The sequence below is a fragment of the Streptomyces dioscori genome (assembly GCF_003024195.1).
GTDB lineage: Bacteria > Actinomycetota > Actinomycetes > Streptomycetales > Streptomycetaceae > Streptomyces > Streptomyces dioscori.
Genome location: NZ_KZ679053.1, coordinates 221,599 through 234,608, shown reverse-complemented (window position 1 = coordinate 234,608; position 13,010 = coordinate 221,599). Strand labels below are relative to the sequence as shown.

The 13,010-nt window shown below is 67.1% G+C and carries 13 protein-coding genes and 1 pseudogene; 7 read left to right on the top strand and 7 right to left on the bottom strand.

From position 1 onward, the window contains the following. The first annotated feature begins 287 nt into the window (after positions 1-287). On the top strand, positions 288-704 hold the full coding sequence (locus C6Y14_RS34315; protein WP_225891416.1) for a hypothetical protein: 417 nt from the start codon (positions 288-290) through the stop codon (positions 702-704). Between the two features lie 473 nt (positions 705-1,177). Here C6Y14_RS34315 and C6Y14_RS45945 read toward each other — a convergent pair whose 3' ends face one another. Then, the gene (locus tag C6Y14_RS45945; RefSeq protein WP_404828860.1) at positions 1,178-1,438 is read right to left on the bottom strand and encodes a hypothetical protein; all 261 of its coding nucleotides are present in this window, start codon (positions 1,436-1,438) and stop codon (positions 1,178-1,180) included. Between the two features lie 495 nt (positions 1,439-1,933). Here C6Y14_RS45945 and C6Y14_RS44300 point away from each other — a divergent pair, with 495 nt between their 5' ends. Then, positions 1,934-2,917: an esterase/lipase family protein gene (locus C6Y14_RS44300; RefSeq protein ID WP_159074374.1), complete on the top strand. Its 984-nt coding sequence runs from the start codon at positions 1,934-1,936 to the stop codon at positions 2,915-2,917. 359 nt (positions 2,918-3,276) lie between these two features. Here C6Y14_RS44300 and C6Y14_RS34290 read toward each other — a convergent pair. Together C6Y14_RS34290 and C6Y14_RS34285 are read right to left on the bottom strand one after the other, a co-directional pair. Further along, positions 3,277-4,060, bottom strand: a pseudogene (locus C6Y14_RS34290) (oxidoreductase). Between the two features lie 77 nt (positions 4,061-4,137). Beyond that, positions 4,138-4,716: a TetR/AcrR family transcriptional regulator gene (locus C6Y14_RS34285; RefSeq protein ID WP_107020809.1), complete on the bottom strand. Its 579-nt coding sequence runs from the start codon at positions 4,714-4,716 to the stop codon at positions 4,138-4,140. A gap of 1,207 nt (positions 4,717-5,923) precedes the next feature. On the opposite strand from C6Y14_RS34285, the gene C6Y14_RS34275 reads away from it, so the two are divergent. Both C6Y14_RS34275 and C6Y14_RS34270 read left to right on the top strand, forming a co-directional pair. Further along, on the top strand, positions 5,924-6,172 hold the full coding sequence (locus C6Y14_RS34275) for an antitoxin MazE7 (RefSeq protein WP_107020774.1): 249 nt from the start codon (positions 5,924-5,926) through the stop codon (positions 6,170-6,172). A 2-nt stretch (positions 6,173-6,174) separates the two neighbouring features. Next, complete coding sequence (locus C6Y14_RS34270) at positions 6,175-6,558, top strand: toxin Doc (protein ID WP_107020773.1); 384 nt, start codon at positions 6,175-6,177, stop codon at positions 6,556-6,558. A 429-nt stretch (positions 6,559-6,987) separates the two neighbouring features. On the opposite strand, the gene C6Y14_RS34265 is transcribed toward C6Y14_RS34270, so the two are convergent. The 3 genes from C6Y14_RS34265 to C6Y14_RS45315 all read right to left on the bottom strand — a co-directional run bounded on the left by C6Y14_RS34265 (position 6,988) and on the right by C6Y14_RS45315 (position 8,943). Continuing rightward, on the bottom strand, positions 6,988-7,833 hold the full coding sequence (locus C6Y14_RS34265; RefSeq protein ID WP_107020772.1) for an alpha/beta fold hydrolase: 846 nt from the start codon (positions 7,831-7,833) through the stop codon (positions 6,988-6,990). 142 nt (positions 7,834-7,975) lie between these two features. Then, positions 7,976-8,527: a zinc-binding dehydrogenase gene (locus C6Y14_RS45320; RefSeq protein ID WP_225891415.1), complete on the bottom strand. Its 552-nt coding sequence runs from the start codon at positions 8,525-8,527 to the stop codon at positions 7,976-7,978. A gap of 95 nt (positions 8,528-8,622) precedes the next feature. Continuing rightward, on the bottom strand, positions 8,623-8,943 hold the full coding sequence (locus tag C6Y14_RS45315; protein ID WP_225891414.1) for an alcohol dehydrogenase catalytic domain-containing protein: 321 nt from the start codon (positions 8,941-8,943) through the stop codon (positions 8,623-8,625). 111 nt (positions 8,944-9,054) lie between these two features. Between C6Y14_RS45315 and C6Y14_RS34255 the strand changes: the two genes are divergently transcribed. Next, entirely contained in the window at positions 9,055-9,654 is a 600-nt protein-coding gene (locus C6Y14_RS34255; RefSeq protein WP_107020771.1) for a TetR/AcrR family transcriptional regulator, read from the top strand. A 350-nt stretch (positions 9,655-10,004) separates the two neighbouring features. On the opposite strand, the gene C6Y14_RS34250 is transcribed toward C6Y14_RS34255, so the two are convergent. Next, positions 10,005-10,562 carry a TetR/AcrR family transcriptional regulator gene (locus C6Y14_RS34250; protein ID WP_225891413.1) on the bottom strand — a complete coding sequence of 186 codons (558 nt, stop codon included), beginning with the start codon at positions 10,560-10,562 and terminating at the stop codon, positions 10,005-10,007. Positions 10,563-10,669: 107 nt separating this feature from the next. Here C6Y14_RS34250 and C6Y14_RS34245 point away from each other — a divergent pair, with 107 nt between their 5' ends. After that, positions 10,670-11,563: an alpha/beta fold hydrolase gene (locus C6Y14_RS34245; protein WP_107020769.1), complete on the top strand. Its 894-nt coding sequence runs from the start codon at positions 10,670-10,672 to the stop codon at positions 11,561-11,563. A gap of 14 nt (positions 11,564-11,577) precedes the next feature. Next, the gene (locus C6Y14_RS34240; protein ID WP_107020768.1) at positions 11,578-12,450 is read left to right on the top strand and encodes an alpha/beta hydrolase family esterase; all 873 of its coding nucleotides are present in this window, start codon (positions 11,578-11,580) and stop codon (positions 12,448-12,450) included. The last annotated feature ends 560 nt before the right edge of the window (positions 12,451-13,010 follow it).

Sequence of the window (13,010 nt, the reverse complement as noted above, 5' to 3'; positions counted from 1 at the left end):
CACGGCCCGCTCCGCGATCGGCCTGCCTGCCTGCATACGCAGGACAGCCCGCCCACAACCCTCCCCAGCGGGTGAGCCGACTGCTTACCCCGAAGCACCTGACCACCAGCAACCGGCCCCGTGTCGGGTACCGGGCCCGGCCAGGAAACCGCTCTCACGCGGCCAATTGCAGTCGGCAAGCCGTTCGTTTCCGGCCGACTTGCCAGTGCCTGAGTACGCGTACTCAGGTCCGAAGGCCATCGCCCCGCCAGACTGTGGCGTCCATGGCATATAGGCGAGGAGTAGGTATGAACGGGATGAGAAAAGCCCTGCTGGTGACAGCGGTGACGGTCTGTGCTCTGACGGGTGGCACCGTAGGGCCCGCGGCTGCGGTCACCGATCCCCTGCTGCCCCATCCCGGCCCGGACGGTCTGGTGTGGGTGGAAGAACACACCGGTGACGGCGGAGTCGCATCGGGTGGAGCCTGGGACAAGCTGCCGACCATCCTGACGGTGGCCTGCGAAGGCGGTGGCGACGTGCAGGTGACGATGCAATCGCAGGGCACGGAAGTGGCAGCGTTCTCGGTCGGCTGCCCCGCCGGGACAGCCGGGACCGGCTCGGTGGCCATGGAAGCCGGCATAGTGCGGCCTGGCTCCTTCACCATCACCGTCGATGCCTCATCACAGAACGTCCGCTGGTCCCTGACCGTGACACAGCCGGAGTGACCAGGAAGAACTCTTCCACCGGGCCCCACTCGACATCCGCACTCCGGCCGATCACACACCGCGCCGCTGAACCGCCCAACCGCCGTTTCCTGGCCGGCGTCCGGGTCGGACAAGGAGCGCACCACCTGCGCCATACCCCGCCCCGGCCCTGCCTGCTTTTCCTTTCCTCGGCGCCGTCCCGCCCTCACCAACCCTGAAACACCCCCAGAAATCACAACCAACCAGGTGAGCCCTCAACACCTCAAAGACCGTGCTCTTTGCGAACCGAGTGTGCGGATTTCGCTGGTCAGGCACGGGGCTGCGGCTGTCGTGGGAGCCTCGACTCGTTGCTGAACGAGTTGCCGTGGGGATCGCGGATGCCGTCGATGCGCGCGGTTCTGGAAGTGCGGCGGAAGGCTGCGATCGTACCCGGGGGGAACTCGAAGCCGAACTTGGCGAGGTTCGGGCGGGCTTGGCAGACGCCGAAGAAGTTCTCAGGTAGCGGGTGATCGAACTCGGGCAGTATCTGGAGGCCCCAGCCGAGGAGGAAGCGCCGGCCGAGGCCGTCGGCGGGGCGTCGCGGAGGCAGCCGTCGGGTCTGCGCCGTGCAGCGGGAAGTCGGACGACATCGCCCGCCACTTGATGCCGTTGTCGACAGAGTAGCGCACCATGTCGATCATCTGCCGGTGGCCGTAGCCCCCCGGGGGCCTGCCTCGGCCTGCCGACCAGCCCGGAACCGGCAGCAGATCCAGCACCAGGACCCACTTGGAATCGGTTGTGTCCGAGCCGTACCGGGGCAGGTGATCTGGCCGGTCGGACGCGTTCCCAGACCTGTGCGCGAGACAGTCACACTCATGAGTGGACGAACTGGACTCGGCGACCACGACCACGCAACACTTCGACAACAGGGCCTCTTGCTTCTCGCTGGACTCGACATCGCGAGCTACCAGGAGGCCCTTCTCTCAGGCCTCCAGACCGGACAACTCAGCCGAACCAGCCCCTGTTCGAACCCCGCCGATTACACGGCCGGATAGAGAACAGCCGGTGGGAGAACTCAATTTGAGACGCGCAGATCAAGTGGCGACGTGATGCCCGGCTGCTCTCGGATGGGTGAGGCTGTCTGACAGATGGCCGGACATCGCAGGTCGGACAGTTGCCACTGTCCCGGACACGTCCCGGACAACTCCAGGTATTGCCGCGGACAGTTCGCCTGCCGAGACTTCCCCCACCTTCGACTGAAAGAGAGACAGATGCGTACTCGTCCCGCTCTCGCCGCCGCGGCCGTCACAGCAGCATTCACTGTTGGCGTTGCCGGCGCGCCTGCACAAGCAGCCGATACCGACGCCGACAGGGGCAGCCGAACAGCCTCCGTCATAGCGGCCACCGGTACTGCCGTTTCCCGGCCCGCCACCGCGGTCGGTGCCTCTGCATCATCTGAGGTCGGGACATCCTCAGCGCGAGAGGACAGCAAGGACCGCCCGGTCTTCTTCATCAAGGGCTACACCCCCGGCGACACCTGCGGAGCCAAGTGGGACTCCGCTGCCAAACTGTTCAACAGGTCCAAGTGGGAGGGGACGCTGCATCGCGTCGGCTTCTACGAGGAGGACGATGCTGGGTGCGACGTGCGGATCGACCCTCAGCGCAGGGGCACCGTCGACACTTCTCTGAAGGTCCTCGGACGCGGCCTCGCGTGGGAGATCTACAACAAATACTCCGCCCAGGGGCAGACCGTCGACCTTGTCGGGCACTCCATGGGCGGGCTGATCATCCGTGCGGCGCTGGCGGGATACGCAAAGGGTGACCCGGGCTGGCCTCCGGTGCTCCTGGTCGAGGACGTCGTGAACCTGGGCACCCCTCAAAAGGCCGCACGGTTGTCGGGCGCTTGCCTCTCCAACCTTCAGTGCCGTGAGATGTACTACCCGAACGGCACCTTCCGGCGCTGGCTCGGCCCTACTCTTGCCCAGGCCCAGGGTGGAACGGACTGGACCCTCATCGGCTCGAACGCCGACGGCACGGTCAGTGCCGGCAACGCCGCCCCCACTAACGTCGGAGCGCAGCACCTGGTGCGCTACTCGGCGAGCTCGGAGCTGGGCCACAGCCAGCTGCGTACCAAGCGGGCCGGCGTCTTCCCACTCCGCTACATCAACAACGGCGGCGCCTGGGGTTCCCTGCGGGAGGGTGCCGCTCCTCTGCGGGCCACCATGAACGCCCTGTACTGGCACAGCCGCTGGTGACCCTGCTCCGCCTGTTTCAGATCGCGCCAACGCACGAGGACCACGCCATACAGATCCACCCCAGATCAGATCCATGCCCTACGTGCCTGACTATGGCCCGTCTTCACGCCCCATGGCCGGAGGCGCCGGCGTCCCACTCCTCCGCCACCGAGCGGTCCTGATCGCCCATCTCCGCCGCCGTTCCGCGGGCCGGCCGACCCCAGCCCCGAGGTGATCTCCGCCCACGAAAATCTAGCCAGAGTCACGTAAACGTGTACGCCGACACACGGTCGTGCCACTTCTTCTCATGGTTGCGGGACAGGGGCGCCTCTCGTCCCGCAACCATGTAGATCAGCCCCGCCCTCGTGGGCCTCCGTGATTCAGAGCGTCTTGATGGCGCCGCCGTCGATGATGTGGTCAGCGCCAGTGATGTTGCCTGCGACGTCGGAGAGAAGGAACGCGATCAAGGCCGCCACTTCTTCGGGTTCGGTGATGCGGCCGGTAGTGATGTCGAATGCTTCCGGGATCTGCTGAAGGAACGCGGCATGCTCCGCCCCGGCTCCGGCTGCAACCTTGCTACCGAATCCCTCGGGGTCCTCCCACAGGGAAGTGCGGACCACTCCGGGAGAGACGGTGTTCACGCGCACCCCCCCGGGGCCCGAACTCCTCAGCCAGGGACTTGCCGAGTGCAGCCAGGGCCGCCTTGGCCGCACTGTAAGCGACCGGGCCGGCGGCGGGCAGCCGTGAGTTGATGGACGAGACGTTGATGATCGACCCACGGCGCTCGATCAGGCTCGGGAGAGCCGCGCGGGCGGCACGGACGGCACTGAGCAGGTTGAGGTCGAGGATGCGGGTCCACTGGGTGTCGTCGGTGTCGAGGAAGCCGATGGGCTCTACGTCGTCCCCGGCTCCGACGTTGTTCACCAGCAGGTCGATGCCGCCCAGCTCGGTGAGAGCGCTGTCCATGAGGGTGGCGACGCCTTCGGCGGTGCTCAGGTCGGCCGACACCGTGTAGGCGCCGGTTTCCTTCAACTCGGGCGTGATGGTGCGGGCGGCTCCGACGACGCGCACGCCTTCAGCCGTGAGAGTCCGGACGGTGGCGAGCCCGATGCCCCGACTGGCACCGGTGACGACGGCCGTCTTGGCGGTGAGATTGAGGTGCATGACACTCCAGTTCTTGAACTCGAAGTACAAAATATGGGCAGCGGTAACTCCAGGTGGAGCGAATGCTGCGGTGCGGGTTAGAGAGAGTCGACCGTCGCGTCGATCACTCGGACCAGCCGATCAGGGCTTTCGGCAACGCGCGCCATGAGGCGCAGGCCCACGACTGTGTTCAGCAGCAGGCTCCCCAGGGCTGCGGAATCACGTTCCGGTGCGACCTCTCCCGAGCGTTGCCCCTCTTCGATCAGCGCACGGAAGGCGTCCTCGGTTCGGGCGAACATGCGCTGGACAAGTTCGGTTGCCACCTGGTCCGTGGCGGCGAGCTCTGCCGCCGTGTTCACGGCCATGCAACCCCGACGGTCCGGGTCGGCGAGGTCCATCTCGGCAAGGAACCCCAGCGTCTTACGCAGACGCACCTTGACAGGCCCAGGCTCCTGCAACATCTCGATGAGGGCAACGGCCTGGCCGTCTCGATAGCGGCGAAGCGCCCGCTCGAACAAGTCGTGTTTACTACCGAAGGTGTTGTACAGGCTGCCCTTGCCGATGCCAATCGCGTCGACGAGGTCCTGCGGCGTGGTCCCGGCATACCCCTTCCGCCAGAACACGTCCATGGCATGCTCAACGGCGACATCCGGATCGAACTGCTTGGGTCTTCCCACCATCAGAACACTAGCACCGTTCTTGACCTTGAAGTCCAGAACTGAAGTTCCGCAACTGCTGCACCGCTGTAGCAGCTCCTACGCCGAACCGAGTTGCCTGCATGCTGCGGCCGCGTTCAGCGCGTTCGAGGAGGTACCTTCCGAGGTCGCGCACCTGAAGGGGCGCTCCGTCGCCGCCCTGGCCGTGACCACGGCGTCGGCCGCGGCACGACCCGCACGGCCGTCGCCGGCCTCCTGCCCAGCCACATCGCCGCCCAAGAGGACACCCGCCCCTAAAAAAAGTTGCCGGCCGGCCTCGACGTACCCGGTAAGGGAGCCGGCTTTCTGTGCGCCACCGCGGCCCCGGCCGCGCACCGCCGACTCCTCGCCCTCCACCACCCCCACCGCTCGACGCGGGTCGGCCCTGCCGCCGATCGCCCGGCGATCCAGTCGCCGAATTCCAGTGCCGAGCTGATCCGTTACTGCCAGTCCGGACGGCAGCCTTCAGACCGGCCGGTCCGACGTATCAGCAACTTCTCCCCCGCGCACTCACACCAGCCAGCCCAGAGCACTTCCGGCACACACCATCAGCTTGGCACAACTGAGCGAGGCAGCCGGCGCCCTGTCCTGGTTGGGCACACGAGAGGCGTCGAAGAAGACGTAGCGCGGGGCCAGACACGGTCAGACAGGAAGACCAAACGTTCTACCTCTTGCCATCGTCAGGTCCATGCTTCCTTCTGTGGACCGAAACGTTTTACCCGTAAGCGCGGCTCCTCGCCGCGCCACTCGCGTGAAGAGCCAGTGCGTTGAGGGCTGTTCAGCCAGAACTAACAGAAGATCGACTCCGTTACTGCCCGGCCAGCGGCCCCGAACGCTCCGTCGGCGGCCGGGAGCTTCCGGGGCCGGTCGACCATCAGGCATTGGAGCGCGGCGGTGGGCCCGGACGGCTCCCGGCAGTCGCACTGAATGAGGGTTTCCGGGAGGCCCCCGGACGGGTGACGGCGGGGCCGTAGGCAACGGACATGGCTGCAATGCCGTTGAGAGGGGTGTCCAGGTCTCGGCTCTCCAGCTCAGCCAGGAGCCCCGCTGGTCCCGCATTCTGCCGCTGCGGCCGCCCCGGGCACCTGACTCGCCATCTGCCTCAGTTCGACGCGCTGCACCCCCGGGCCGTCCACGTGTGCCACCCTTGAGGTATTCACAAAGGTAGTCACGCGTGCATACTGAGGGTATGGCTGATACCACCGTGAAGATCGACACTGAGACCCGGGACCGGTTCAACGCGATCGCCGCCGCCCGCAAGACGAGCGTGCGCGCCCTGCTCGCCGACCTTGCTGTTGAGCAGGAGAACCAGCTCAAGCTGGGCGTGGCGACAGATGCGTTCCGTGAGGCCGTTTCCCAGCCGGGCATGGCCGAGGCCTTCGACCGTGACTTCGGCGGGCTTCCGCAGTCCGCGCGCACCACGCACCGGGCGGCATGATCTTGGACCTGCACATCGACATCCGCTGGCTCCTGGACCGGCAGGAGGAACTGCTCGGCAAAGAACTGGGCGTGCTGGACTACTCCGCGCTCGTAGCCGCGGTGGCACGCCACCGGGTGAACACCCCTCAGCTGACGGAGGGTTCCCCGGACGCGTACTGGCGGGCGGCCGCGCTCATGGAGCAGCTCGTACTGCTGCGGCCGCTGCCGGCCCGCAACGAATTCTTCGCCTACGGCGTCGCCGTCGCCTACCTCAAAGCCTCCGGAGAAAACGTCGACACCGCCGCATACGAACCCTGGCGCGACCTGATCGCCGACATCCGCGCACTACGCCTGACCGTGTACGACATCGCAGACCGGCTGCGCTCCCTGAGCCCGCCCGCGTGAGCATCAACCGGTACCTTCGCCGACGTCGGCGAAGACCTGACCTCACGGCAACGCGGTCCACCCCCAGCCAGATTGACAGCAGCCAGTGGCCACATCGAGCACGGGGTCCCGGCCGTGGAGATCGACCGGGCCGCGGCCTTCCAGGACCGCTGGGGCGGTCTTGCGCTGCCGCTTGCCCCGTTCTACGAGGGCGGTCCCCGCATCCTGGGCGCCGACTGTCCCGAAGGCTCGGCTGCTGAGGGCTGGGTGTTTCCGGCAGGAAGCTGGAGAAAACCGTCAACTCATCGGACCTCGTCGGCATCGAGCCAGCGCCCGAAGTACAGGGGTTCGCGGCGGCCGCGACCGACAACGTGGTGCGTCTCAACAGCATTGTGGCCGAGATCAAGGACCGCACCCCCGCTCCGCGTCGCCGGCCGCTGGCGGATCCGGTCAGGACACCGACGTGTGCTCAGCGAGGAAGGCGAGGACGGTGGGGACGAAAAGCTCTGGTTCCTCCAGGGACGGCAGGTGACCCGAGTGCTCGAACACCACCAGGCGGGCCGAGGGCAGCAGCCGGGCCATCCGCTCGGCCTCCGCCGGCGGGTTGAGGATGTCGTGGCGTCCGCTGATCAATAGGGTCGGGATCTCAAGGGTGGCCAGGTCGGCTCGGAAGTCGAACCCCAGGACGGCTTTGTTGGCGACCTCGATCTGCTCCGGGCTCATCGTCAACCCGAGGCTGTGCCGGGAAACGTACCAGTCACGCACCTGGTCGCGGACGGACGGCGGTGTCTCCGGCGCGAACAGGCGGTCGCTGAGCCACTGCTGCTGTTGTTCACGGGAGAGTCCCCGCAGCTCGTCGGCGTGTTCGGCGAGCACGCGGTCCGTGGAGGACGTCCGGCCGTGGGACGTGGCCACCACCAGGATCAACTCCCGTACGCGCTGCGGTACGGCGAGCGCCAGAGCCTGTGCCACGTAGCTGCCCATCGAGCCGCCCAGCACGGCGGTCCGGGCGAGGCCCAGCTCGTCCAGCAGCCCGATCATGTCTTCGACGTGGTCGCTCAGCGAAAAGGCCGCAGGACGTGTGCTGCGCCCGTGGCCGCGCAGGTCGGGCGCAATGACCGGGTGGGAGCGGGCCAATGCTTCGATCTCGCGGCGCTGTGCCGAAGCGTCCACGCCGACGCCGTGGAGCATCAGCAGCGGGGCGCCCGAGCCGGCCTCCGTGACGTGCAGTTCGATCCCGTTGACGGACCGGACGTATTCAGACAACTCGGGTGGGGCGGACGGGTCGGCAGCCATGATCGGACCACCTCGCTTTCTTTCGAGCGGATCAGGTTCTTTCGAGCGGATCAGGACAGCAGCCTGGGAGACCGTCACTCGCCTACGGGTGTGCCGATGCGAATGAGGACGGATCGGGAGCGGGACGCCGGGCGGCCGTCGCTCAGATGGTGACGACGAGCTTGCCCAGGGTGTGGGTGCGGACCAGGTCGACACATGCCTGCGGACCCTGGTCGAGGGTGTAGCGGCGGCTGATGGTCGCGGGCAGGCGGCCGTCCACCGCGAGTGCGCCGACCTCGCGCATGCCGCCGAACTCCCCGCCCAGGTCGAGCAGGAAACGCAGGTCCACGTCGTCGCGGCCGAGGATCTCCGGCGCGGGCGGCGGAAAGATGATCGTGATCAGGCGACCGCCGGGCCGAAGCGTCCGGGCGAGTCCGATCAGCCGGTCATCGGGCAGCGTCAGGTTCAGCGCGACGTCGATGTCCGCGGGGTAGTCGCTCGCCGCGTAGCCGATGACCTCGCTCGCACCCAGCTCGCGCAGGACGTCGGCGTCCGCAGGGGGGCCCGTGGCGATCACGCGCGCCCCTGCGGCGGCGAGCAGCGGGATCACGGCGGTACCGACGCCACCGGTCGCGCCGACGACGAGGACGCTCTCGCCGTCCTTCACCTCGGCCGATCCGATCACCGACAGCGCGGTCAGGCCCGCGGTCGCCACGGCGGCGGCGTCCGGCGCGGACAGGCCCGCCGGGCGGTGCGCGATCAGCGAGGTGTCTGCCTCGAAGACCGCGTACTCGGCGAGCGAGCCTGTGCTCAGCGAGGGACGTGACGGGTCGCCACTGCGCGCATGGCGCGGGGGACGGCCTCGCCGAAGACTTCGTCACCCACGCGGAAGGCGGTGACGCCGGGACCGACCTCGCTCACCGTTCCGGCGAAGTCGTTGCCCGGTATGTGCGGGAACGGCAGGTCCACGGCCGCGCGATACTCACCGCCGGGCAGCCGGATGTCGGTCGGGTTGAGCGAGGCGGCGGCGATCCGGACCTGGATCTGACCGGGCCCCGGTCGGGGTACCGGCACCTCCTGCACCGTGAACTGCTCAGGCGGTCCGTATGCGTGTACGACGACGGCTTTCATGGACTGCGCTCCCCTGCGTGGGCCTCAATGCGGTAACCGGACCGCACGGTCCGATTATGGCGAGACCGTAACCATAAACGGACCGAGCGGTCAACTTGCTAGTCTCTCCTTGTGACCTCCCCCCGACCGCTGCGCGCGGACGCCGCCAGAAACCGGAAGCTTCTGCTCGCCGCCGCGGCGGACGAGTTCGACGTGCGAGGGCTGGATGTGTCGGTGGCCGACATCGCCCGCCGGGCCGGCGTCGGCAAGGGCACGGTCTTCCGGCATTTCGCGACCAAAGACGACCTCGTCGCCGCGATCGTCCTCGACCGGATCACCGCGCTCACCGAGACGGGTGGAGAACTACTCACCGCCGCTGATGCGGGAGCCGCACTGCTGGAGTTCCTGTCCGCCGTGGCGCGCGAGATGCAGCACTTCGACCTGATGCACCTCCAGCGCGCCGCCGAGTTCGACCCTGAGCTGTCCCAGGCCCAGGAGCGGCTGTTCCGCCACGTCCATGCGCTGGTCGAGCGCGCGCGTTCGTCCGGCGCGGTGCGCACGGACATCACCGGAGCGGATGTCGTGGCGCTGATGTGCGCGCCGAAGCACGCGGCGAGTTCCCTGCCGGACGCCCCGCCCGACCTCTGGCAGCGCTACCTCGCGATCATCTTCGACGGCCTGCGCCCCGCGGGAGCCCACCCGCTGCCCCAGCCGCCACCCTCCTCCCCCTGAGTGGTACTTCTCTCTGCTTGGTGGAGGGATGCGGGCTTGGTCAGGCTGGTTGTTCGTATCCGGGTTAGCTGGCAGAGCATGCGGTATTTCAGGAGGGCGTGCAGGACGTCGACGCGCCGACGGGCGAGGCAGATGAGGATACGAGCCGGCCGGATGCCTCCCGTATCCGGGACCGCGGTGACCCATCTCGTCAAAGGTTCACCAGCGTTCAGCCTTCAGCTCTCCCCCTGGCCCAGTAACTCGCAGCACCCTGCGTGTTCTTCGGCCTGTGCCGCGGCGCTGGGTACCGGCGGCGTCTGCACCCTCAAGCCGCGACCTCGAACGGCTGTCGTGATCAGGGGCGGTGCAGATCAGGGGCGGTGCAGGCCGGTGAGGAGCAGGTCGAGGTAGCGCAAGCCGAGCGTGGCTCGTTCGGTTGGGTCGAGGGTGCTTTGGATGTTCGCGGCGTAGGCAATGCCGCACATCAGAGGGACCATGTCCGACTCGGTGACGCCGGAATCGATGACTCCCGCCGCATGCGCGCGTGCCAGCAGCTCAGCAAAGGCTGTGGCGAGCCTTCGTTTGCAGTCGCTGGTGTCCTCCAGGGCGTCAGTTGCTGCGGCGAACACCGGAGAGACTGCCGGGTCGGTCAGCAGGACTTCGATCGCCGCGGCGAGGAAATCACGCAACGCCGTCCAGGGGTCGTCCTCGGCCAATGCGTGCTCGGCTCGCCGCAGCAGCTTCTCGATGGCAGGCAGCGCGATGGTCTCCAGCAGAGCTTCCGGTGTTGGAAAGTGCCGGTAGACGGTGGCCACGCCGATAGATGCGGTCCGCGCCACGTCGTTGAGCTGCAGGGGCCTGCCGTCATCGACGTACCGCCGGGCGATCTCGATGATGCGGTGCCTGTTCTGGACGGCGTCCTTGCGCAACGGCGGAGTGTTCATACCCCACCCTAACCAGATGGTGTATCCGGTTGTGTTACTTTGAAGCGGATGGCTCATCCGTTTGTGGTTGGGTCCGGCACGAGGAGACACCGATGCCTTTCACCGTGGACACCGTCCCGCACCTTCCGGCCGGCTTTGTCGACACGTTCACCAGCCGCACTGTGAATGTGAACGGCGTGGAACTGCATGCGGCGATCGGAGGGTCCGGCCCGGCACTGCTGCTGTTGCCAGGGTGGCCGCAGTTCTGGTACTGCTGGCGGCTGGTGATGCCTGCTCTCGCAGAGCAATTCACGGTCGTGGCCGCCGACATGCGCGGCATGGGTGCCAGCGGCAAACCTGCCAGCGGGTACGACGCGATCACGCTGGCCGATGACATGGCCGGCCTGATGACCTCCTTGGGCCACGACAGTTTCCAGGTCGCGGGCTACGACATGGGAATGATGGTCGGTTACGTGCTCGCTGCTCGCCATCGCGACCGGGTGAGCAAGCTCGTGCTGGCCGAGGCCGTCCTCGCCGGCTTCACTCCGATGCCCCCACTGCTCATGCCGCCCGAGGTCAACGAGCTGGCCTGGCACTTCGTCTTCAATCGTCTGGCCGAGATCAACGAGCGCATGGTGTCCGGCCGCGAGGAGATCTACTTCGGTTACCAGTTCGCCACTAAAGCCGCCAGCCCCGAGGCCATCCCCCAGGCTGCGGTCGACGTCTACGTCGATGCCCTGCGCGACCCCGCCGCATTGCACGCGAGCTTCGAGTTCTACCGCGCGGGAGAGTCCGGGAACCAGGTGGTCGCGCTGGCCGCCGAGGGACCACTGCATATTCCGGTTCTGGCCATCGGAGGTGAACACGGCATGCGGGACAGCGTCGAGCAAGCGGTGCGGCAGGTTGCCCCGAACACCACAGGCGCCGTCGCACCGGGTGCGGCGCATTTCGTACCGGAGGAAGCACCCGAATGGATGGCCGACACCCTGATCGACTTTTTCGCCTGACCCAAGGAAACGCCATGTCCAGCACCCTCACAGCCACCCGCAGCAGCGTCGCTGTCGGCGAGGCCACCCGCACCTTCACTCTTGTCGGCACCGCAGCGCCGGGCGAGGCCAGGCCGCTGATTCTCGTGTTCCACGGTTCCGGCCAGACCGGTGACAAGCATCGCGCCTTCACCGGTGGCGTCTACGACGCGCTCGCCGCCCGGGGCGCACTGGTCGCCTACCTCGACGGCTATCGCGGCAACTGGAACGACGCCCGCCGCGAAAGCCACTTCCCGGCCCGCCGAGCCGACATCGACGATGTCGGCTTCGCCCGCTCAGTCATCGCCACGTACGCCTCGGACCGGCGCATCGACCCCAGTCGTGTCTATGCGGTCGGTTACTCCAACGGCGGCCAGATGGCCATCCGTCTCGCCCATGAGATTCCCAGCCTGCTGGCGGGTGTCACAGTGATCGCCGCAACCATGCCCGCACCGGAGAACTTCCTCGCCAGTCAGGCACCACGGGCATCCGTACCGGTCATGTTGATCCACGGCACGAAGGACCCCATCGTGTCCTACCAGGGCGGCACCATGAAATGGGCCCTGCGCACCCTCTTCAAAGTAGGCGGCTCCAGCTGGTCAGCCACCCGCACGGCTCGCTACTTCGCCGAGCGCAATGGGATTACCACCGAACCCACAGCCACACGTCTGCCGAAGAGGATTACGGCCGACCCCACCGAGGTCGAACGCACAACCTATGAGGCAGAAGGCGTCCCCTCGGTGGTCCTCTACACCATCCACCGCGGCGGCCACACCGTTCCCGGCGCTTCCTCCGCTCCGGCACTCATCGGCAAGACCAGCCACCAGCTCGACACAGCAGACATCATCACCGAGTTCTTCGGCCTCTAAAACGTCTGCGAACGCAATCGCGTGGCAGCGTTCGGCCGGCCAGCGGCCCCCAGGCGGAAGTCGGCACACTCTCCGATGATCGCTGCGTGAGCTTGGTCAGGTTCACACAGCGAGCAGGACCGCAGTTCCGGCTCAAACCAGTTCACCGGAGCCTCGACGGGCAAGCGCAGGTCGTCCACCCCGCGCACGGCGCGGATGGCGTACGGCGTCGTAGTCGCCGGGCCGCCAGTAACGACAGGACGGACGTCACCTCGACGTCACTGAGCCCTTTACAACCTCCCACGACAGCCGGACAGTTGGGCTGACAGACACACGAATTCCCTGGTAGATGGCTTCTCTGCCAAGAGAACCGCCTCCACCAGAGGCTTCACATGCTCATCCATCCGTCCGGCGTCTACGCGTCCAGCTCCGGCCTGCGATTCCCCACTGTCCGTCTGAGTGCGTGATCACCTCGCCATGGTTAGCTTCCGCAACTCGGCAACCGTGAGCCCTCGACGCCTTGCCGTCGACCGCCTCCGCCATGAGCCTGCAGAAGCAGGCCCGCGGCAGAACGTTCGGTG

What these genes read in the sequence shown, in the direction of transcription:
- C6Y14_RS34315 (WP_225891416.1), top strand. Translation starts at nt 288, where the DNA reads ATGAACGGGATGAGAAAAGCCCTGCTGGTGACAGCGGTGACGGTCTGT.
- C6Y14_RS44300 (WP_159074374.1), top strand. Translation starts at nt 1,934, where the DNA reads ATGCGTACTCGTCCCGCTCTCGCCGCCGCGGCCGTCACAGCAGCATTC.
- C6Y14_RS34275 (WP_107020774.1), top strand. Translation starts at nt 5,924, where the DNA reads ATGGCTGATACCACCGTGAAGATCGACACTGAGACCCGGGACCGGTTC.
- C6Y14_RS34265 (WP_107020772.1), bottom strand. Translation starts at nt 7,833, where the DNA reads ATGGCTGCCGACCCGTCCGCCCCACCCGAGTTGTCTGAATACGTCCGG.
- C6Y14_RS45315 (WP_225891414.1), bottom strand. Translation starts at nt 8,943, where the DNA reads ATGAAAGCCGTCGTCGTACACGCATACGGACCGCCTGAGCAGTTCACG.
- C6Y14_RS34245 (WP_107020769.1), top strand. Translation starts at nt 10,670, where the DNA reads ATGCCTTTCACCGTGGACACCGTCCCGCACCTTCCGGCCGGCTTTGTC.
- C6Y14_RS34240 (WP_107020768.1), top strand. Translation starts at nt 11,578, where the DNA reads ATGTCCAGCACCCTCACAGCCACCCGCAGCAGCGTCGCTGTCGGCGAG.